The organism is Cellvibrio sp. PSBB023 (assembly GCF_002007605.1).
Classification (GTDB): domain Bacteria; phylum Pseudomonadota; class Gammaproteobacteria; order Pseudomonadales; family Cellvibrionaceae; genus Cellvibrio.
Genome location: NZ_CP019799.1, coordinates 1887392 through 1908296, shown reverse-complemented (window position 1 = coordinate 1908296; position 20905 = coordinate 1887392). Strand labels below are relative to the sequence as shown.

17 protein-coding genes and 1 pseudogene are annotated in these 20905 nt (G+C 47.6%); 10 read left to right on the top strand and 8 right to left on the bottom strand.

The annotated features are described in order from the left end of the window. Window positions 1-61 precede the first annotated feature (61 nt). Window positions 62-1312 carry an HD-GYP domain-containing protein gene (locus tag B0D95_RS08455; RefSeq protein WP_078043491.1) on the top strand — a complete coding sequence of 417 codons (1251 nt, stop codon included), beginning with the start codon at window positions 62-64 and terminating at the stop codon, window positions 1310-1312. Window positions 1313-1525: 213 nt separating this feature from the next. Here the strand turns inward: B0D95_RS08455 and B0D95_RS08450 are convergent. Further along, window positions 1526-2128 (bottom strand): annotated as a pseudogene (locus tag B0D95_RS08450) (pseudouridine synthase); the annotation flags it as partial. 201 nt (window positions 2129-2329) lie between these two features. Here B0D95_RS08450 and B0D95_RS08445 point away from each other — a divergent pair. Further along, on the top strand, window positions 2330-4555 hold the full coding sequence (locus tag B0D95_RS08445; protein WP_078043490.1) for an NADP-dependent isocitrate dehydrogenase: 2226 nt from the start codon (window positions 2330-2332) through the stop codon (window positions 4553-4555). A 78-nt stretch (window positions 4556-4633) separates the two neighbouring features. On the opposite strand, the gene cspD is transcribed toward B0D95_RS08445, so the two are convergent. Continuing rightward, entirely contained in the window at window positions 4634-4885 is a 252-nt protein-coding gene (cspD, locus tag B0D95_RS08440; RefSeq protein WP_078043489.1) for a cold shock domain-containing protein CspD, read from the bottom strand. Window positions 4886-5205: 320 nt separating this feature from the next. Here cspD and clpS point away from each other — a divergent pair, with 320 nt between their 5' ends. Together clpS and clpA are read left to right on the top strand one after the other, a co-directional pair. Beyond that, window positions 5206-5577, top strand: a complete 372-nt coding sequence (clpS, locus tag B0D95_RS08435; RefSeq protein ID WP_078043488.1) for an ATP-dependent Clp protease adapter ClpS — start codon at window positions 5206-5208, stop codon at window positions 5575-5577. Window positions 5578-5685: 108 nt separating this feature from the next. Then, entirely contained in the window at window positions 5686-7977 is a 2292-nt protein-coding gene (gene clpA, locus B0D95_RS08430; RefSeq protein WP_078043487.1) for an ATP-dependent Clp protease ATP-binding subunit ClpA, read from the top strand. A gap of 104 nt (window positions 7978-8081) precedes the next feature. Here clpA and infA read toward each other — a convergent pair whose 3' ends face one another. The 3 genes from infA to aat form a co-directional block, all read right to left on the bottom strand. After that, window positions 8082-8300 (bottom strand): translation initiation factor IF-1, encoded by a 219-nt coding sequence (gene infA, locus B0D95_RS08425; protein WP_007643841.1) that lies wholly within the window; start codon window positions 8298-8300, stop codon window positions 8082-8084. A gap of 208 nt (window positions 8301-8508) precedes the next feature. Further along, on the bottom strand, window positions 8509-9216 hold the full coding sequence (locus B0D95_RS08420) for an arginyltransferase (RefSeq protein WP_078043486.1): 708 nt from the start codon (window positions 9214-9216) through the stop codon (window positions 8509-8511). Between the two features lie 22 nt (window positions 9217-9238). Then, the gene (gene aat / locus B0D95_RS08415; protein ID WP_078043485.1) at window positions 9239-9952 is read right to left on the bottom strand and encodes a leucyl/phenylalanyl-tRNA--protein transferase; all 714 of its coding nucleotides are present in this window, start codon (window positions 9950-9952) and stop codon (window positions 9239-9241) included. Window positions 9953-10267: 315 nt separating this feature from the next. Between aat and B0D95_RS08410 the strand changes: the two genes are divergently transcribed. The 3 genes from B0D95_RS08410 (at window position 10268) to B0D95_RS08400 (ending at window position 15041) form a co-directional block, all read left to right on the top strand. After that, window positions 10268-12190 (top strand): PrkA family serine protein kinase, encoded by a 1923-nt coding sequence (locus B0D95_RS08410; protein ID WP_078043484.1) that lies wholly within the window; start codon window positions 10268-10270, stop codon window positions 12188-12190. Between the two features lie 80 nt (window positions 12191-12270). Next, a complete protein-coding gene (locus B0D95_RS08405; RefSeq protein ID WP_078043483.1) occupies window positions 12271-13545 on the top strand; it encodes a YeaH/YhbH family protein in 1275 nt (424 codons plus the stop codon). After that, window positions 13542-15041 carry a SpoVR family protein gene (locus B0D95_RS08400; protein WP_078043482.1) on the top strand — a complete coding sequence of 500 codons (1500 nt, stop codon included), beginning with the start codon at window positions 13542-13544 and terminating at the stop codon, window positions 15039-15041. The genes B0D95_RS08405 and B0D95_RS08400 overlap by 4 nt, the downstream gene beginning before the upstream one ends. Before the next feature lie 9 nt (window positions 15042-15050). Here the strand turns inward: B0D95_RS08400 and B0D95_RS08395 are convergent, their stop codons facing one another. After that, window positions 15051-15701, bottom strand: a complete 651-nt coding sequence (locus tag B0D95_RS08395) for a methyltransferase (RefSeq protein ID WP_078043481.1) — start codon at window positions 15699-15701, stop codon at window positions 15051-15053. A 181-nt stretch (window positions 15702-15882) separates the two neighbouring features. Between B0D95_RS08395 and B0D95_RS08390 the strand changes: the two genes are divergently transcribed. Both B0D95_RS08390 and B0D95_RS08385 read left to right on the top strand, forming a co-directional pair. Then, window positions 15883-16797, top strand: a complete 915-nt coding sequence (locus B0D95_RS08390; RefSeq protein ID WP_078043480.1) for a polysaccharide deacetylase family protein — start codon at window positions 15883-15885, stop codon at window positions 16795-16797. Window positions 16798-16813: 16 nt separating this feature from the next. Next, complete coding sequence (locus B0D95_RS08385; protein WP_078043479.1) at window positions 16814-17683, top strand: alpha/beta hydrolase; 870 nt, start codon at window positions 16814-16816, stop codon at window positions 17681-17683. Window positions 17684-17719: 36 nt separating this feature from the next. Here B0D95_RS08385 and B0D95_RS08380 read toward each other — a convergent pair whose 3' ends face one another. Both B0D95_RS08380 and B0D95_RS08375 read right to left on the bottom strand, forming a co-directional pair. Further along, the gene (locus tag B0D95_RS08380; protein WP_078043478.1) at window positions 17720-18448 is read right to left on the bottom strand and encodes an RNA methyltransferase; all 729 of its coding nucleotides are present in this window, start codon (window positions 18446-18448) and stop codon (window positions 17720-17722) included. A 1-nt stretch (window position 18449) separates the two neighbouring features. Next, complete coding sequence (locus tag B0D95_RS08375; RefSeq protein WP_078043477.1) at window positions 18450-20072, bottom strand: NAD(P)/FAD-dependent oxidoreductase; 1623 nt, start codon at window positions 20070-20072, stop codon at window positions 18450-18452. A 212-nt stretch (window positions 20073-20284) separates the two neighbouring features. Here B0D95_RS08375 and rlmE point away from each other — a divergent pair, with 212 nt between their 5' ends. Then, window positions 20285-20905 (top strand): 23S rRNA (uridine(2552)-2'-O)-methyltransferase RlmE, encoded by a 621-nt coding sequence (gene rlmE, locus B0D95_RS08370; RefSeq protein WP_078043476.1) that lies wholly within the window; start codon window positions 20285-20287, stop codon window positions 20903-20905.

Below are 20905 nucleotides of genomic sequence, written 5' to 3'. Positions count from 1 at the left end.
TCTATGATTAATTAGCAGCCAACTACCTACGGCTTACTAATAACCATAGAGTGAGGTTCCTTTGGATCTCCGCGATGTCAAACCCGGCTCGATTGAACGCAAATCGAGCACCCTCAAAATCCATATCTCCGAGCTTAAAATCGGTATGTTTGTCTCCCGGCTGGATCGCGACTGGCAGGAGACTCCCTTTGTCATGCAGGGGTTTATCATTGAAAGTCTGGATGATATCGAGGTCGTTGCAGAATATGCCGAATATGTCTGGATTGATGCCGTGCGCGAGGAGTGGGTTCCGCCAGAGCAGCGCGCTGTATCGAGCCACTCCATTGTGCGTAAAAACGCCTATATCAATAAAATATCATCGTCGCAGGAGCACCGCGCCGCCATAGGCGTATACCGCGAGGCTAAAAAACTCACCAAAACCCTGCTGGATGATGTGCGTCTGGGCGGCGGCGTTAATACCGAACAGGCCAAGGCAACCGTCAAGGATTGCATGAACAGTATCCTGCGCAATGCCGATGCCCTGATCTGGATGTCGCGCATGCGCAATGAAGATGAGTACACCGCAGAGCACTGCTTGAATGTCTGCATCCTCGCCATTGCCTTTGGCCGACATCTGGGTATGAGTGAAGGGGAACTGACGCGTTTGGGGTTATGCGGTTTGTTGCATGATGTGGGCAAAATGCGCGTACCGGCCCATATCCTGAATAAGCGTGAGCCACTTACCGACAAAGAGTTCAATATCATCAAAGCCCATGCAGTACATGGGCGCAACCTATTGATGTCATCGCCGGGTGTACCCAATGCAACGGTGGATGTTGCCTACAGCCATCATGAGCGGGTGGATGGTACGGGCTATCCGCGTAAATTAAGCGCCGCAGGCATCTCCGATTTTGCGCGCATTATTTGTATTGTGGATGCCTACGACGCGATGACCGCAGATCGCTGTTACTCCCGAGCAATTGCCAGTACCGAAGCACTGAAGCGTATTTTTCAACATCGCGGCACGCAATTTGACGAGCGTCTGGCGCTGGAATTTATCAAGTGCATAGGCCTTTATCCGCCCGGCAGTATTGTGGAATTGGTGAATGGATTAGTGGGTATAGTCTTGGAAACCAACCACCGTTACCGCCACTTGCCCAAAATCATTGTGGTCAAAGACCTCAACAAACCGCTCGCCAAAGAGATCGTGCTGGACTTGAATGACATCCAGCAAGAAAAGCTGGACAAAAGCCACCTGATTAAACGCGCACTGCCCGACGGGGCCTATGGCATTTATATCCGCGATTTTCGTGAGCGTGGGCTAAGTGTTTAACTGGCGCTATTTTTCCAGGTCCAGTTTGCGTTTGGGTTTTTGAATCACCAGGGTTTTAGTGGGTGCTTTAGTCACGACTGGTTTTGGCCCTGCTGATGAGGATTTTTGCGGCTTGCCTGAACCGCTACTTCTGGCACCTGCCGGTGCAGGTCTGTTGCGTTTGTCGCCGTCTGGTACTGGGCGATTACTGGTGGGTTTATGCTGGGCGGTGCGTTGGTTGTTGGTTTTGTGGCGCGGATTTGCCCTGCCTGCCGGTTTAATGGCCGTTTTAGGTACATTAACGGTTTCTGTCTTGTATTTACCCTGTTCAATTCCCTCCAGCGTCCAATTGCCGATTTTAACGCGCACCAATCGCAGGGTAGGGTGACCGACCGCCGCCGTCATACGACGCACCTGGCGGTTGCGTCCTTCTGTGATCACAATTTCCAGCCATTGGGTGGGAATATTGGCGCGCTCCCGAATAGGAGGTACCCGCTCCCATAGTTTGGGGGTGGGAATCAGGCGCACTTCTGCCGGTTGGGTCATCCCGTCGTTCAGCTCCACGCCCTGGCGCAGTTTGGTCAGCGCATAGCTATTGGGCGCTCCCTCTACCTGTACCCAATAGGTTTTGGGCTGTTTGTGCGCGGGGTGGCTAATGTAATGCTGCAGGTCGCCGTCATCGGTAAGCAACAGCAAACCCTCTGAATCATGATCCAGCCGTCCGGCGGGGTAAACATTGGGTAATTTAATGTACTGCGCCAATGTGGGACGATTATCCCCATCAGTAAATTGGGATAAAACACCAAAAGGTTTGTTAAAAAGCACTAAAACAGCCATGGATACATCTGACATCAAGAGTGGATCGGGTGGAGATAGGCATATCTCCGAATGCGAAAAGTTTACAGCACTGTTATACTGCGCGCGATTTTTTAGGACTTACATGTCCATGTTTTCTTGTACGAGGGTGCCGTGTCGGCGTTTTCCGTTGGCGGGTTTCCTCGGCTTTCGCCGCCTGCCTTAACGGAGTAAACGTAAAAAATGACCGATTCCAAAATTATCTACACCCAAACCGACGAAGCACCTGCCTTAGCAACCTATTCTTTACTCCCCATCGTTCAGTCCTTTACCAAAACCTCCGGCATTGCCATAGAAACCCGCGATATTTCGCTTTCTGGCCGTATCATTGCTGCATTTCCCGAGCGTTTGACTGACGCCCAACGTATTGGCGATCACCTGGCCGAGCTGGGCCAACTGGCGACCACCCCGGAAGCCAACATTATCAAGCTGCCTAATATCAGTGCCTCTATTCCGCAATTGAAGGCCGCAATCAAAGAATTGCAATCCCAAGGTTATGACCTGCCTGATTACCCTGAAGTGCCAGGCACCGATGCCGAGAAAGACGCAAAAGCGCGCTACGACAAAATCAAAGGTTCTGCCGTAAACCCGGTACTGCGCGAAGGTAACTCGGATCGCCGTGCGCCTTTGTCTGTGAAAAATTATGCGCGCAAGAACCCACACAAAATGGGTGCCTGGTCTGCAGACTCCAAATCCCACGTATCTCACATGAACGCTGGTGATTTTTACGGCAGCGAAAAGTCGGCGTTGATTGCTGACGCTGGCGTAGTAAAAATCGAACTGGTTGCCAAAGACGGCAGCACCAAAGTGTTGAAAGAAAGCACCAAAGTGTTGGCGGGCGAAATTATCGATGCCTCTGTGCTGAGCAAAAAAGCGTTGCGCACCTATATCGCTGAGCAAATTGAAGACGCAAAAAACAAAGGTGTGTTGCTGTCGGTGCATCTGAAAGCCACCATGATGAAAGTGTCTGACCCGATTATCTTCGGTCACTTCGTCTCTGTGTTCTACGCACCAGTATTGGAAAAACACGCTACGGTATTGGGCGAGTTGGGTGTGGATTTGAACAACGGTTTGGGCGATCTCTACGCCAAAATCAAATCCCTGCCTGCTGACAAACAAGCGGAAATCGAAGGCGACATTAAAGCGCTGTACGCAACTCGTCCAGCATTAGCGATGGTGAATTCTGATAAGGGCATCACCAACCTGCATGTACCAAGCGACGTAATTGTTGACGCCTCTATGCCAGCAATGATTCGTGATTCCGGCAAAATGTGGAATACCGAAGGCAAGTTGCAAGACACCAAAGCCTGTATTCCTGATCGCTGCTACGCTGGCATCTACCAAGTCGTTATCGACGATTGTAAGAAGCATGGCGCATTCAACCCAACGACTATGGGTAGCGTGCCTAACGTTGGCCTGATGGCACAAGCGGCTGAAGAGTACGGTTCACACGACAAGACCTTCCAAATCCCTACTGATGGTGTTGTACGCATTGTGGATGCAGCAGGTAAAGTGCTGATCGAGCAAGCCGTTGAACAGGGTGATATTTTCCGTGCTTGCCAAGTGAAAGATGCGCCTATCCAGGACTGGGTGAAGCTGGCCGTCAACCGTGCTCGCGCCTCTAATACTCCTGCCGTATTCTGGTTGGACCCAAAACGCGCTCACGATGCCCAATTGATCACCAAGGTAAATACCTACCTGAAAGATCACGATACCAGCGGCCTTGAGATCTACATCAAAACCCCGGAAGAGGCGATTCAATACTCACTTGACCGTATCCGTGCCGGTAAAGACACTATCTCTGTGACCGGTAACGTACTACGCGATTACCTCACTGACTTGTTCCCGATTATGGAGCTGGGTACATCTGCCAAGATGCTGTCTATTGTTCCTCTGATGAATGGTGGTGGTTTATTTGAAACCGGCGCTGGCGGTTCTGCACCAAAACACGTACAGCAATTCGTGGAAGAAGGGCATTTGCGCTGGGATTCCCTTGGTGAATTCCTGGCACTGGCTGAATCATTGGATCATTTTGGTAATGTGACCCACAACGCCAAAGCAAAAGTCTTCGCCAAGACGCTGGATCAGGCCAACGGTAAATTCCTCGATGAGAACAAATCTCCCGGTCGTGCAGCTGGTGAGCTGGACAACCGCGGTAGCCATTTCTACCTGGCGTTGTATTGGGCACAAGCGCTGGCAGCACAAACGGACGATGCCACACTGCAAGCCCAGTTTGCGCCAGTTGCCAAAGCACTGACTGAAAACGAAGCCAAAATCGTTGATGAGCTGAAAGCGGCCTCTGGCAAGCCTGTTGATTTGGGTGGTTACTACCGCCCCGATGTGAACAAGGCTTCTGCTGCTTTGCGTCCAAGCGCCACATTCAATGCAATATTGGCAAGCTTGGTGTAATAACCGGCGTCATAGCAACACGAAAAGCCCTCCGTAGTAATACGGAGGGCTTTTTTATGGTGTGCTACTTGTTCCCGCCTAGGCGGGAACGGCAGTGGTGTTATGACTGGCCGATTGCGCTGCGTTTTCGGGGGCCGTAATGTTGACGGCATGCAGGCCCTTATCACCTTTGGTGATCTCAAAGCTAACCGCTTGGCCCGCCTTGAGAGTCTTGTAGCCGTCCATTGAAATTGCTGAGTAGTGTGCAAAGAGATCTTCGCCGCCTTCATCCGCTAGGATAAAACCGTAACCTTTTGCGTTATTGAACCACTTAACTGTGCCTGTAGGCATGATTGAATCCTTCTGTCCGCGCAATACCTGACAATAATCGGTACCGCTATCGTTATTATTTTCCCGGGGCCTAATGACGCCTGGGGGTATGGACTTGGTGTGCTATTCCCAATGAAAACCTGTTTGTGCAATCTCGATTTGATTAAATCAGGTCTGAGCTGCACAAAATGACGTATTTGCATACGCAGGCGGTCTTTTTTTATCCAACATTTGACCCAAAGTCAAGCGCTTATCCGTATCATCAGTAATTAGGGCTTGTTATGCCAATGGGGTACAATGCGGCTTGTCGACCAATCATTTTTATTTTGTATTGAATCTCTATGGGCAATCTGCAAAACCTTCAACTAACCTTAGCTAAAGACGACGACAAATCTGTCGATGAGTCGGATGGTGGCCTTGCCGTTTTAACGGAAAAGCCCAAGTTAAAACGGCCGCCTATGTATAAGGTGATGCTGTTAAACGACGACTACACTCCGATGGATTTTGTAGTGGAAATATTGGAAGTGTTTTTTTCCATGTCGCGAGAAAAAGCGACTCATGTGATGTTAACAGTACATGTTCACGGCAAAGCAGTGTGTGGCATCTATACTCGTGATATCGCTGAAACTAAAGCGGCGCAAGTGAATCAATATGCAAGAGAGAATCAGCATCCGCTGCTGTGTGAAATAGAGCCAGTCGAGGACAGTGATTAAGGCGATTTACCGCCATGTTCAGACCTTGTTCAGCTAGTGGCAGCTTAGATAAGGTCATAGCCGTTGCGAGAAGATTTTAAATTTGTTGGTTAGAAGAGGGTAAGCGCAATGTTAAGTAAAGATCTGGAAGTAACCTTAAATCTTGCTTTCAAAGGTGCGCGCTCCAAGCGTCACGAATTTATGACGGTTGAGCACTTACTGTTAGCGCTCATCGACAATGATTCGGCTGCGAATGTGCTGCGTGCGTGCGGAGCCGATTTAATCAGTTTGCGCAAAGAGCTGATCGAATTTGTCGATTCCACCACCCCATTAATCCCCGAGCATGATTCCGAGCGCGAAACCCAACCAACACTGGGTTTCCAGCGTGTTTTGCAACGCGCTGTATTTCATGTCCAATCCTCCGGTAAGCAAGAAGTCACCGGCGCCAACGTACTGGTTGCTATTTTCAGTGAGCAGGAAAGCCAGGCAGTTTATTACCTGAAGCAACAAAGTATTGCGCGCATTGATGTGGTTAATTACATCACGCACGGTATCCACAAAGTCAGTGGCAATAGCGATCACAGTCATGACCATCAGGCTCCGCAAGAAAATCAGGATGAAGAATCCGTTAGCGGAGAATCCAGTGCACAAAGTCCATTGGAAAACTTTGCGAGCAATTTGAATGAAGCTGCCATGCAAGGGCGTATTGATCCCTTGGTTGGTCGTGAGTTTGAAGTGGAGCGTGTCTGCCAGATTCTTGCCCGTCGTCGCAAAAACAATCCACTGCTGGTGGGTGAGTCAGGCGTGGGTAAAACAGCTATCGCAGAAGGGCTGGCAAAACGCATAGTAGATGGTGATGTACCGGAAACCCTGGCGGACAGTGTTGTTTACTCATTGGATTTGGGTGCCTTATTGGCGGGTACCAAATACCGTGGTGACTTTGAGAAACGCTTCAAAAGTTTGCTGAATGAGTTAAAAAAGCAAAAGAATTCAATTTTGTTTATCGATGAAATCCACACCATTATTGGTGCCGGTGCGGCGTCAGGCGGTGTGATGGACGCGTCTAACTTGCTGAAGCCTTTGCTGTCATCCGGTGAAATTCGCTGCATGGGATCAACGACTTACCAGGAATACCGCGGTATTTTTGATAAGGATCGCGCCCTTTCGCGTCGCTTCCAAAAAGTGGATGTCAACGAACCTTCGGTTGATGAGACTTATCAAATTTTGAAAGGCTTGAAGAGTCGTTTCGAAAAGCACCACAACTTGCGTTATACCGATGCGGCATTGCGTGCGGCAGCAGAACTGGCGGAACGTTATATCAATGATCGTTTCTTGCCGGATAAAGCCATCGATGTGATCGATGAGGCTGGTGCATATCAACAGTTGCAAACACCGAGTAAGCGTAAGAAAACCATCGGTGTTACCGATGTGGAAAATGTGGTCGCCAAAATTGCACGTATTCCCCCAAAAAGCGTGTCCTCTTCAGATAAGGAGCAGCTGCGTAAGCTGGATCAAAATCTGAAAATGACCGTTTTTGGTCAGGACGAGGCAATTGACACGCTTTCTACTGCTATCAAACTGTCACGCGCAGGCTTGGGTTCGGCAGAAAAGCCCATTGGTTCCTTCCTGTTTGCAGGCCCCACTGGTGTGGGTAAAACGGAAGTTTGCCGCCAGTTGGCACAATGTATGGGCATGGAGCTAATTCGTTTTGATATGTCGGAGTACATGGAGCGCCATACCGTGTCGCGTTTAATTGGTGCGCCACCGGGCTATGTCGGCTTTGATCAGGGCGGGTTGTTAACTGATGCCATCACCAAGCAGCCACATTGCGTGTTGTTGCTCGATGAAATCGAGAAGGCGCATCCGGAAGTCTTTAACTTGCTGTTGCAAGTGATGGATCACGGCAGCCTTACCGACAACAATGGCCGCAAAGCCGATTTCCGTAATGTGATTTTGATTATGACTACCAACGCAGGTGCTGAGGTGATGAGTCGTGCATCTATCGGCTTTACTCATCAGGATCACACTACGGATGGTATGGAAGCAATCAAGAAGATGTTCACGCCAGAGTTCCGCAACCGTCTGGATGCCATTGTGCAGTTTGCATCGCTCACTTTGAACACCATTAAAACAGTGGTCGATAAGTTCTTGATGGAGTTGCAAACCCAGTTGGATGACAAGCACGTTACGCTCGATATTAGCGATGCGGCGCGCGAATGGCTGGCGATTCACGGTTACGATGTAAAAATGGGGGCACGTCCCATGGCTCGCCTGATTCAGGACAAGCTGAAAAAGCCAATGGCAGAGGAGATCCTGTTTGGCTCTTTATCCCATGGCGGCGGTACGGTAACGGTGGATGTGGATGCGGTAGAAGACAAATTGACCATTGTGGTTAATGCCAAGCATGCACAACCGGCCTGATCTGGTTTGCTCAACGAAATAACAAAAAAGCCGCAGATTGCGGCTTTTTTGTTTCTGGCTCACTGGTTTTTATGCGTCCTGCAGGTTGGGCAGGATTGTCGCAATTAACGAGCGCGGTAAGTAATACGGCCTTTGGTCAGGTCATAGGGAGTCATCTCAACCTTGACCTTGTCGCCAGTAAGAATGCGGATGTAGTTTTTGCGCATCTTGCCGGAGATGTGTGCAATAACCACATGTCCATTTTCCAGTTTTACACGGAAGGTAGTGTTGGGCAGGGTATCAACCACTTCGCCTTCAAATTCAATGCAATCGTCTTTTGCCATGCGGCAGTTTCCTCAGGTTTTCGATAGTTCTTGCCCATCGCAGGGCGCGACAGGAGGGGGGTAAAAAAATAGGCGTGAATTGTGCCTTAATTAACCAGCGGCGCCAAGGGGAAAGCCCAGAAAAGGCGGTTTTTGAGTGAATTATCCGGTAGCTTCGCTGCAAATATGAACAGAATCCCGTAAGGATCGGCGTGAAGGAGTGCGCGGCTCAGTTAAGGCGCATCCAGCGGCGGTTAATTAATAGCTCCAGCGGGCGGTATTGAATTTTGTATTTCATCTTGTCGCATTCCTTTATCCAATAACCCAGGTAGACATAATCTAGGTTCATGCTACGCGCTTTTTCAATTTGCGCGAGTATGGCGAATTTGCCCAAGCTGCGCTGTTCAAGCCCTGCCTCGTAAAAGGTATAAACAGCCGAGAGGCCATCTCCCAACTGATCGCACACACAGACCCCAATAAGTGTTCCCGCCAATCTCAGCTCAATAAATTGGGTAATACCCCATTCGCTGGTTAGAAATGCTGTGTATTGCTCCAATGATGGCGGATACATATCACCACTTTGATGGCGGCTTTCAATGTAGCGGGCATAGAGTGCGTAGTGTTCTTCAGTATTAATGTTGTCGGTGATATGCAGCGAAATATCGCTGTTTTGCTGTAAACAGCGGCGTTGTGAACGATTGGCTTTAAATAACCTGACGGGAATACGACAGGATACACAGGCTTGGCAGCGCAAGCATTGCGGGCGATATAGGTGCGCACCGCTGCGGCGAAATCCTAACTGCGAAAGCTGGGTATAAAGTGAGGGATTTATTTCTGCTGCCGGATCAACAAAAACGGTGGTGGCTTCTTGCCCTTCCAAATAGCTGCATGGGTGAGGTTGGGTGGCAAATAGTTTGAGGGTTGAGAGGTCGGACATGATTGCCTCGCGCAGATCGGTATTATTCCCAGCGTTCAATCGCCAGCGTTGACCAGGGCAAAGAATAAACTGCAGGTTCCTGTGTAAAGTTTATCAGCATTTGCTGGAATTCATCACGTGGGATTTCAACTGCCCCCAAACTAAACAAATGATCATTAGCGACCTGACAGTCAATTAATTGAAAGTCCCAGGCGCGCAACTGGCGAACCAGGTGGGCAAAGCCTACTTTTGAGGCGTTATCGGCGCGACTGAACATCGACTCTCCAAAGAATACTCGCCCTAATGCAATGCCGTACAGCCCGCCGACCAATTCATCTTCGTGCCAGACCTCGATCGAATGAGCATAACCGCGCTGATGCAAGGCGCAGTAACCGGCAATAATGTCTTCACTGATCCAAGTGCCATCGGCATAAGGCCGTGGTGCAGCGCAAGCCCGCATGACTGTCTCAAAGCAGCAGTCAAAGCTGACACGGTAGTTACCCTTGCGCAGGGTTTTGCGCAAGCTTTTGGAAATATGTAATTGTGCTGGAAATACGACAGTGCGTGGATTTGGGCTCCACCAGAGTATCGGGTCGCCGGGATTGAACCAGGGGAATATGCCCTTGTGGTAAGCCGCTAAAATGCGTTCGGGCGATAAGTCGCCCCCCGCCGCGAGCAGGCCATCCGGCTCGTCTAATGCCTGTGAGGGATCTGGGAACCAGAGGGTGTTGGAATCTAACCAGTGAAGTGAAATCATGAAATCCTATTTTGAAAAACCTGCGTATATATGAATAGGTTTATAAATGTTGCGCCTCTATGCCAATAAATAGGCTCAATTTACTTTTGTTTAAAAATAATCATTAAATTTTACGAGCAGTTGGCGCGTTTTTTGAGTGTAAAATTCTAGCGAGATACGAGTCAATAATTTGTTATTGCATTGAGTGCTTGTAAATTTTGAGGCTATGCTTAGTAGTATGAATCAATCAGGTATTTAATGTCCTTTAGGGTGGAATTTTGTTAATGGTTTAATTGTCTGTCTTTTGCCGCTTAAGTTGCTAACCCGAGGTAGATCATGAGTATTTTTAGTCATTACCGCGAGCGTTTCGAAACGACACAGCAGGAAGAGTTAAGTATTCAGGAGTATTTGGAACTCTGCAAAAAAGATCCAAGCGTTTATGCCTCCGCTGCTGAACGCATGCTAATGGCCATCGGTGAACCCGAGATGGTCGATACCTCACAAGACCCGCGCCTCAGTCGAATTTTTTCTAACAAGATGATGAAGCGTTATAAGGTCTTTAACGAATTTTATGGCATGGAAGAGGCTATCCAGCAGATAGTGTCCTTCTTTAAACATGCTGCACAAGGCTTGGAAGAAAAGAAGCAAATCCTTTATCTACTTGGCCCGGTAGGCGGTGGTAAGTCATCGCTGGCAGAAATGCTTAAATCCCTCATGGAAAAAATGCCCATCTATTGCATTAAAGGCTCGCCGGTTTTTGAGTCACCGCTTGGCTTATTTAATGCTGATGAAGACGGAAAGATCCTGGAAGAGGATTACGGCATTCAGCGTCGTTACTTAAAAACCATTATGTCGCCTTGGGCAGCAAAACGCCTTAAAGAATTTCATGGAGATATCACCCAGTTTAAGGTAGTGAAAGTGTATCCCTCTATCCTTGAGCAAATTGCCATTACCAAAACAGAGCCGGGAGATGAGAATAACCAGGATATCTCGTCGCTGGTGGGTAAGGTAGATATTCGCCAGTTGGAAGAGTTTCCCCAAAATGATCCTGATGCCTATAGCTTCAGCGGCGGTTTGTGCCGTGCTAATCAGGGGTTGATGGAATTTGTGGAGATGTTCAAGGCTCCCATTAAAGTGTTGCACCCATTATTAACCGCAACTCAGGAAGGCAATTACAACAGCACAGAAGGACTGGGAGCGATTCCATTTGATGGCATTATTCTGGCTCACTCCAATGAATCTGAATGGCAAAATTTTCGCAACAACAAAAACAATGAGGCCTTTATTGATCGGGTTTATATCGTCAAAGTGCCTTACTGTTTACGCGTGACAGAGGAAATGAAAATTTACGAGAAGCTTTTGCAAAACAGCTCTCTCTCCAAGGCGCCCTGCGCCCCGGATACGTTACGCATGCTTGCGCAGTTTACGGTGCTGTCGCGCATCAAGGAGCCGGAAAACTCTAATATCTTTTCCAAAATGCGCATCTACGACGGGGAAAACCTGAAGGATACCGACCCGCGTGCTAAATCGCTACAAGAGTACAAAGATGCGGCCGGGGTCGATGAAGGCATGACCGGGCTTTCCACCCGTTTTGCATTTAAAATTTTATCCAAAGTATTTAACTTTGATCCTACCGAGATTGCCGCTAACCCCGTGCATTTAATGTATGTGTTGGAGCAGCAAATTGAGCAGGAACAGTTCCCCAAAGAGGTGCAAGATAAATACCTGAATGCCTTAAAAGAATACATTTCGCCCAAGTATGTAGACTTTATTGGCAAAGAAATTCAAACCGCCTATCTGGAGTCCTATGCGGAATACGGTCAAAATATTTTTGATCGCTACGTCACCTATGCGGATTTCTGGATTCAGGATCAGGAATATCGTGATCATGAAACTGGTGAAATCCTCAATCGCGCTTCACTAAATGATGAGCTGGAGAAAATTGAAAAACCGGCAGGCATTAGCAATCCAAAAGATTTCCGCAACGAAATTGTTAACTTTGTATTGCGTGCAAAAGCCAATAATGCGGGTAAAAACCCGGATTGGCGCAGCTATGAAAAGTTGCGCATTGTGATTGAGAAAAAAATGTTCTCCAACACCGAGGATTTATTGCCGGTTATTTCCTTCAATGCCAAGGCATCGGTGCAGGACAAAAAGAAACATCAAGACTTTGTGCAGCGCATGGTGGAGCGAGGTTATACGGAAAAACAAGTACGCTTGTTGTCCGAGTGGTATTTGAGAGTAAGAAAATCCCAGTAACTGGTTATCAGGCAGCGATTGCAGCGAACTTGCGCGGCAATCGCTGCTCGAAATGGGTGAGTAAACCTTAAGGTTGAAATATGAGTTACATTATCGATCGTCGCCTCAATGCCAAAAATAAAAGCGCAGTTAATCGCCAGCGATTTTTACAGCGCTATCGCCAGCAAATTCAAAAAGCCGTCTCTGATGCGGTTAACCAACGTTCAATTACTGATATAGATAAAGGCGGCAAAGTGAGTATCCCGACTCGGGATATCAATGAGCCGAGTATTTATCATGGTCAGGGCGGGTATAACGAGCGCGTATTGCCTGGGAATAAACAGTATTCCGAAGGCGACAAGATTGCCCGACCTCAAGGCGGTGAAGGGCAGGGGAGTGGCGGTCAAGCCAGCGACTCGGGTGAGGGAGAAGATGATTTCTCGTTTACCTTGTCACAAGAAGAGTTTCTGGATTTTATGTTTGAAGGATTGGAGCTGCCCAACTTGGTCAAGCGTCAGTTAACGGGCTTGGAGGAATTTAAAACCGTGCGTGCAGGTATTGCCAATGAGGGGCAACCAGGGCGCATTAACATTGTTCGCTCCTTGCGCTCTGCCAATATGCGCCGTATTGCGTTAACCGCAGGTAAACGGCGTCAGTTGAACGAACTGCACGCCGAATTGGTCGCACTGGATAAACAGCCTGACTCTCCTGCAAAAACAACGCGTATTACAGAACTGTTGGCAACGATTGCCAAGCTGGAGAAAGCCATTGGCCGTATTCCTTGGCTGGATACCTTTGACCTTAAATACAATTTGCATATCAAACAGCCTATTCCCCGCTCCAAAGCCGTTATGTTTTGTTTGATGGATGTGTCCGGTTCCATGGATCAGGCAACCAAAGATATAGCTAAGCGATTTTTTATTTTGCTGTATTTATTCTTGCAGCGAAATTATGAAAAAACAGAGATTGTATTTATTCGCCACCACACTATTGCTAAAGAAGTGAATGAAGATGATTTCTTTCACTCTCGTGAAACTGGCGGCACTGTAGTATCCAGTGCTTTGCGGTTAATGCAGGATATTATCCAGGATCGTTATTCGCCAGAAGTCTGGAATATTTACGGTGCGCAGGCATCGGACGGTGACAATTGGGGGGAGGATTCCGATTTGTGTCGGGATATTCTGGTTGATGAATTACTGCCCAGTTGCCAGTACTTTTCTTATATTGAAATTACACAAAACCAACATCAAGCGCTGTGGGAAACCTACGATACGATTCATACAGAATTCCCCGAGCGTTTTGCGCTGCAGCACATTCGCGATGCGAGTGATATCTACCCCGTCTTTCGTGAACTTTTCCATAAGAAGGTCGCATGAAAAAACCACTGTTTACCACATCAGAATGGAGTTTTGATTTAATCCGGGATGTTGATGCAGTACTGGGTGAGTTGGCTGCTGAATTCAGTTTGGACACTTACCCCAATCAAATTGAAGTGATTAGCTCTGAACAAATGATGGATGCCTATTCTTCAGTGGGCATGCCTATTGGTTATCATCACTGGTCCTATGGTAAACAGCTGTTAAGTACGGAGCATTCCTATAAGCGTGGCCAAATGGGTTTGGCCTATGAAATTGTGATTAACTCCAATCCCTGCATTGCGTATTTGATGGAAGAAAATACCATGACTATGCAGACCTTGGTTATCGCCCACGCTTGTTATGGGCACAATTCTTTTTTTAAAGGAAACTATTTATTTCGTACTTGGACAGATGCGAGTTCGATTATTGATTACTTGGTGTTTGCCAAAAATTACATCAGTAAATGCGAAGAGCGCTACGGGGTCAGTGAGGTTGAGAATATTCTGGATTCCTGCCATGCCTTGATGAATTACGGTGTTGATCGCTACAAGCGGCCATCGCCTATTTCCGCCCATGAGGAGGAACGCCGTCAAAGTGAGCGTGAGGAATATCTGCAAAAGCATGTAAATGATTTGTGGCGCACTATTCCCAAGTCGGCTTTGCAAGACCCTGAAAAAAATGTACCGCGCTACCCATCGGAACCACAGGAAAACATTTTGTATTTTCTGGAGAAAAACTCACCATTGCTCGAACCTTGGCAGCGGGAAATTATCCGTATTGTGCGCAAAATTGCCCAGTATTTTTACCCCCAGCGCCAAACCCAGGTAATGAACGAAGGTTGGGCTACTTTTTGGCACTATACCTTGCTGAATGAACTTTATGCCCGTGGTTATGTAACCGATGGTTTTATCCTGGAATTTTTACAATCACATACCAGTGTGGTAGCGCAACCGGCCTATGACCACCCTTACTTTAGTGGGATTAACCCTTATGCACTGGGTTTTGCGATGATGAGTGATATTCGTCGTATTTGTGAAAATCCGACGAATGAAGATAAGCACTGGTTTCCTGAAATTGCTGGTTCACATTGGAAAGAAACATTGCAGTTCGCGATGAAAAATTTCAAAGATGAAAGTTTTATTTTGCAATTCTTATCGCCCAAAGTGATGCGTGATTTAAAACTATTCAGCATAGTGGATGATGACCAACAAGAAAAAATTAGCGTTGATGCAATCCATAATGAAAAAGGCTTTAAAAAACTGCGTGAGAATTTGGCGGGACAATATAATTTAGGGAATCGTGAGCCAAATATTCAGGTCTACAATGTGGATGTGCGTGGCGACCGATCGCTAACCCTGCATCACTATATGCACAACCGTCGACCTTTGGCGGGATCAACCAATGAGGTATTAAAGCACCTGCATCGCCTGTGGGGGTTTGATGTGTACTTGCATTCGGTTGATGCAGGCGAAATAAAGCAAAGCTACCATTGTCCGCCATTAAAAACAGACTGAGCCGAGGCGCTAACGCTGATAACGCAGTATTTGGCCGTTAAATGACTGGCGCCCCTGAATGTGTACTTGTGTTTTTGTTTGGCTATGTGAATAACCCAGTGACACCATTTTTTTACTGAACTTGGCGTGATGCCCGCGACCTGGATCAATTAAAATCACTTCACACTCTGGTGCTGCATGCTGATGAATAAACCCGGCCAGTAACTCCACGTGCTCACTTTCATACAATAAATCGCTACCAATAATGACATCAAATAAACCCAGGTCACTAATCGCATCGCTCCAGCCAGTGCGTACAAAAGGAATGAGTTGGTCTTTATTTAATTGGGTATTTTTATTAAGGAAATCTTCTACACCAGGATGATAGTCTGTCGCGGTTATATCGGCGCGGCGATGATTAAGAATCAAACTCGCCAGTGCTATGCCACAGCCAACTTCCAAAATACGTTTCCCCTTAAAATCAAATGCGGCCATTAAATCGGCCAACACTTCACCCGAAGGCCAAATAATGCCAAAAAGTGGCCAGTTGGCAGATGAAATGCCCAGATCGGCTGCGGTGCCATCATCGTCAGAGAATTCCTGATTGTCGCGCAGACTGCGAATGTGGATATCGGTGGTACCGAACTCAAGGGTTTGATAGCGAACGCGAAATTGTGTCATGAGTGGCCTGCACAGGTGATACTAAGCAGCTCATACAGGGGACTGGGGCGCTTGGCGGAGATGCTATTCTACGGTGTTTTACTTGCGAAAGCCCGCCTCTTGGCATAATGGAACTTATTTTTGCAGCTCGTGTCAGTAACTCGTAATACCTTGGAATAATCAATAATAACCGGGACCAGTGATGAACCATTTTTCTTTAACCTCAATACTATTGCTATTCCTTGGTGCATTTTGTCATGCCCGCGAAATTGCCCTCACCTTTGACGATGCTCCCACTCCCGACTCGGCATTAATGAGCGGAGCTGAGCGCACCCAGCGATTGATTGATGCCCTGGTGCAGTCCAAAGTGCCTGATGCTTTATTTTTTGTGAAAGCGGGCAACATCAATTCACAGACACAACAGCGCTTTGCACAATATGCTGCTGCCGGTTTTCATCTTGCCAATCATAGTTATAGTCATTCATCAGCCAGTGAACTCGGTCCTTTGGATTATTCTGCTGATGTCTATAAAGCGCATTTATTATTGAAATCACAGCCGCATTTTTTGCCTTACCATCGTTTTCCTTACATGAATTATGGCAAGGATGTACCTTCGATTATCGCGGTGCAGCAATCTCTAACGGAACTGGGTTATAAAGATGGTTACATCACCGTTGATAATTTTGATTGGTATATCGGCGCGCTATTGACCAAGGCTGCTGAGGATAAGAAAACGATTAATTACGAACGGGCAAGAAAATTTTATGTAGATACCTTGTACGATACCATTGAGTTTTATGATGCTATTGCTCAAAAAACACTTGGCAGATCACCCAAGCATGTTCTGCTATTGCATGAAAATGATGCGGCAGCCTTGTTTATAGGTGACTTGATTACACATTTGCGTAAAAAAGACTGGAAAATTATCAGTCCACAACAAGCCTACCAGGATCCTATTGCGCGCAACTTTCCCAATATCGCTTTTCATAAACAGGGTAGGGTAGCTGCTATTGCCAATAGTAAAGGCATACCTGAGTCTGAGTTGCGCCATCCATCAGAAAATGAGGAATATCTGAATCAGGTATTCCAAAAAGCAGGTGTAATCACTCATCAATAATAAATAAGGAAATTACATGTTTATTCGTAAAGTCATTGCATTATGTTTATTGCTTGTCCCGGTCTGCTCATCAACTTTTGTTCATGCAAACCCGTTGCCGCCATTTGGCTATCCACCTTTTGAAACGGTTGCGATACATGCCAATAGCAATAACAAAGATTACGAACTGTATATTCAGTTGCCAAAATCTTATAAGGATACAAAAGCGCATTACCCATTTATTATTGTCAATGACACCAGTTTTGCCTTTCCCATTACCAATGGCGCTATGGCTTTAATGGGAGGTGCCGTTGTTAAAGAGGCGATTGTGGTTGGTATTTCCTACTCAAAAGGTGATGATCGCATGGTCAGTCGTACACGTGATTACACACCCACATTTTCACCGGTAGATAAAAATGGGAATTCGAGCACTGCTCGCATGGCGTCCGGGCATGCCAAAGAGTACGTCGATTTTATTGAGCGGCAGGTCATTCCTTTATTGAAAGAAAAATATCGCATTGATCCAAAAAAGAGCGTTTTTGTAGGGCATTCCTACGGTGGATTGCTTGGCACTTATATTTTGTTTAAAAAGCCGCACTTGTTCACCGACTATATTATTGGAAGCCCATCCCTGTGGTACGATAATCGCGTTATGTTTACGCTTGAAAAAGCGTTTTCCAAAGTTCATAGCCGTTTACCGGCGAATGTCACCATGTTTGTTGGATCACTGGAAAATGATTACTATCCAATGGTGACCGATTTGTTAGCGATGGAGAAGCAACTGCGCTCACGCAATTATGAGGGGTTTAGTTTGCGGGTTGAGGTTCTGCAAGGTGAAAACCATCACAGTGTTTTTCCCGGTCTTCTTTCCAAGGGGTTGATGGCAACCCTGTCACTGGAAAAATAATATTCCTGATCGCGGCTGCCATTGCGGCAGCCAGTATTATCTTTTCAGCTCATACACACACATATTTACGGCGGAAGCCAAATTCAGCGATTCAATTGCTCCACAGCCAGCAATGGTAAACGCTTGTGCATTCATCGCCTGCAGTGCCTCGCGTGGCACACCGCGCGCTTCGTTGCCAAACACGTAGCAATCAAACTGTGTGAAGCTGTTATCGCTGAGCGATTTGCCGTTCATATCCAGCGTGGCGATGGATTTAAAGCGTGAGGCGATAGCGTCGAGTGGCACATCCAATTCCATAGGCACATGAAAAATAGCACCCATACTGGAGCGAACTACTTTGGGATTGTAAGGGTCCACCGAGCCGGGGCTGAGCAGGCAGCGGAAGTTACCGAACCAGGCGAGGCTGCGCAAAATAGTCCCTAAATTTCCTGGGTCTTGCACTTCATAGAGGTAAATGACTTTTTCGCTGGTAAGTAGTGGTTTCGGAGAATCAGCAATAGGCGCTACAGCGATAATACCTTGCGGCGTTTTGGTATCAGACAACTGCGCCATGGTTTTTTCGCTAACCAGATTTTTTGTAAAGCGACTGGCGAAGTGCTGATAACCTTCAGTGACAAATAATTCGCAGTTTTGCAGCGCTGCGCTGTGCTCTGCCGCTTTTTCCAGTTCTAGAATCAGATGTTCGCCTTCCACCAAAAAATAACCCAGTTCACTGCGGTATTTTTTTTGGTGGAGTTTTTTTATCTCGTCGATTTTTAAGTGCATCTTATTGGCCTTGTAAATCGGCCAGCATGGCTTTGGCGACGGCTTCTGCCACTTTAATTCCATCTACACCGGCAGATAAAATACCGCCCGCATATCCGGCACCTTCACCGGCGGGGTAAAGGCCGCGAGTATTTAAACTTTGCAGTGTTTCGTGGTCGCGTGTAATGCGCACCGGTGATGAAGTGCGGGTTTCAATGCCGGTGAGGATGGCATCGTCGCGATCGAAACCTCGAATTTGTTTGCCGAACTCCGGCAGGGCTTCGCGAATCGCTTCAATGACATAGTCTGGCAGTGAGGGTGCCAGATCGCCCAAGCGTACGCCGGGTTTGTAAGAGGGTTCAACCTCACCAAATTCGCTAGAGGCTTTGCCGCGAATAAAGTCGCCCACTAATTGCCCAGGTGCGCAATAATCGCTACCGCCCAATTCAAACGCGCGGGATTCCAGTCGTTCTTGTAATTCCACACCAGCCAAGGGGCCGCCGGGGAAATCTTCATTTGGGTTAATACCAACTACAATGCCGGAGTTAGCGTTACGCTCGTTGCGTGAATATTGGCTCATGCCGTTGGTGACAACGCGATTAGGCTCCGAAGTAGCAGCAACGACAGTTCCACCGGGGCACATACAAAAACTGTACACGGCGCGGCCATTTTTTGCGTGATAAACCACTTTGTAATCAGCGGCGCCCAGTTCCGGATGACCTGCATATTTACCCAAGCGCGCATCGTCAATTAATGATTGTGGATGCTCAATACGAAAGCCGACGGCAAAGGGTTTTGCCTCCACATAAACGCCGCGTTCATGAATTTTACGGAAGGTATCGCGCGAGCTGTGACCAAGGGCGAGTACGACATAGCGACTACGCAGGGTTTCACCATCGGCCAGGATTACCCCTTCAATGCGGCCATCTTCAATCAGGAAATCAGTGACTTTACTTTCAAAGCGCACTTCGCCACCGAGTGCTTTAATTTCTTCCCGCATTGCAGCTACTACACCAGTCAACCGGAACGTACCTATGTGTGGTTTGCTCACATACATAATTTCTTCGGGTGCACCGGCGCGCACAAATTCATGCATCACTTTACGGCCGTAAAATTTAGGGTCCTTAATTTGGCTATAGAGTTTTCCATCAGAAAATAATCCGGCACCGCCCTCGCCGAATTGCACGTTGGATTCGGGCGTTAAGACTTTATTGCGCCACAGCGCCCAGGTGTCTTTGGTACGACGCCGCACATCCTTACCGCGTTCCAGCACAATTGGTTTGAATCCCATTTGTGCAAGGGTGAGTGCGGCAAATAAGCCACAGGGGCCAAAACCTATTACCAGCGGGCGCTCGCTTAAATCGGCGGGCGCTTGAGCCACTGGATAGTAATGGGTATCTGGTGCCGGGCGAATATTTTTGTCATCTGCAAAACGGCTGAGAATTTTTTCTTCGTTATTAGCGCTCAGGTCAATGATGTAAACAAAAGTGATTTCGCTATTTTTCTTGCGCGCATCGTAACTGCGTTTGAATACAGTGAAGTCGAGCAGGTCACTGTCTTTGATTTTCAAGCGCTTGACTATAGCCAAACGCAGGGCTTCGACAGGGTGATCCAACGGCAGTTGGAGTTCGGTGATACGAATCATGATGGCTCCTGGCTGGTGACTGTCCAGCAAAGGGATAAAAAGGGTGGCAGAACAATAGAATGGCGCGCATTTTACGCTGGTTTCTGATGATGCGTCACTGGCTATAGCGGCGTGCTTTTGTTTTATGGTCTTTAACGGCATACAATGCGCGCTGTTTTTGGCTCGTTTTTCATGAGCCTGTTTCCTTCTCCCCCAGAAAAATTGTGATATTTATGGCCCGATCCAAAAGCAGTAACCGTTGGCTGGAAGAACACGTCAACGATCCCTATGTTAAAAAGGCACAGGTGGACGGCTATCGCGCGCGCGCGGCGTATAAGCTGCTGGAGTTGAATGAAAAAGATAAGCTGATTCGCCCCGGTATGAGGGTGGTTGATTTGGGTTCGGCGCCGGGGAGTTGGTCACAAATTGCCGGGCGTTTGGTCGGGGTAAAAGGGCGGGTGATCGCGTCGGATATTTTGCCGATGGATTCATTGGAGCACGTGGATTTTATTCAGGGTGATTTCACGGAAGAGGCGGTGTTTAATCAAATCATGGAGAAACTCGGTGGTAACCGTGCTGATGTGGTGATCTCCGATATGGCGCCCAACATCAGCGGGGTGGATGCGGTAGATCAAGCATCGTCCATGTACCTGGTTGAGCTTGCACTGGATATGGCGCGCAGTGTGTTAAAATCTAAAGGGGATTTTGTCGCCAAGGTTTTTCACGGTGAAGGTTATGATGATTACGTGAAAGACGTACGCACTTCATTTGACAAAGTGGTAATTCGCAAGCCAGATGCGTCGCGCCCGCGTTCGCGCGAAGTCTATGTGGTGGGTAAGGGATTCAAAGGATAA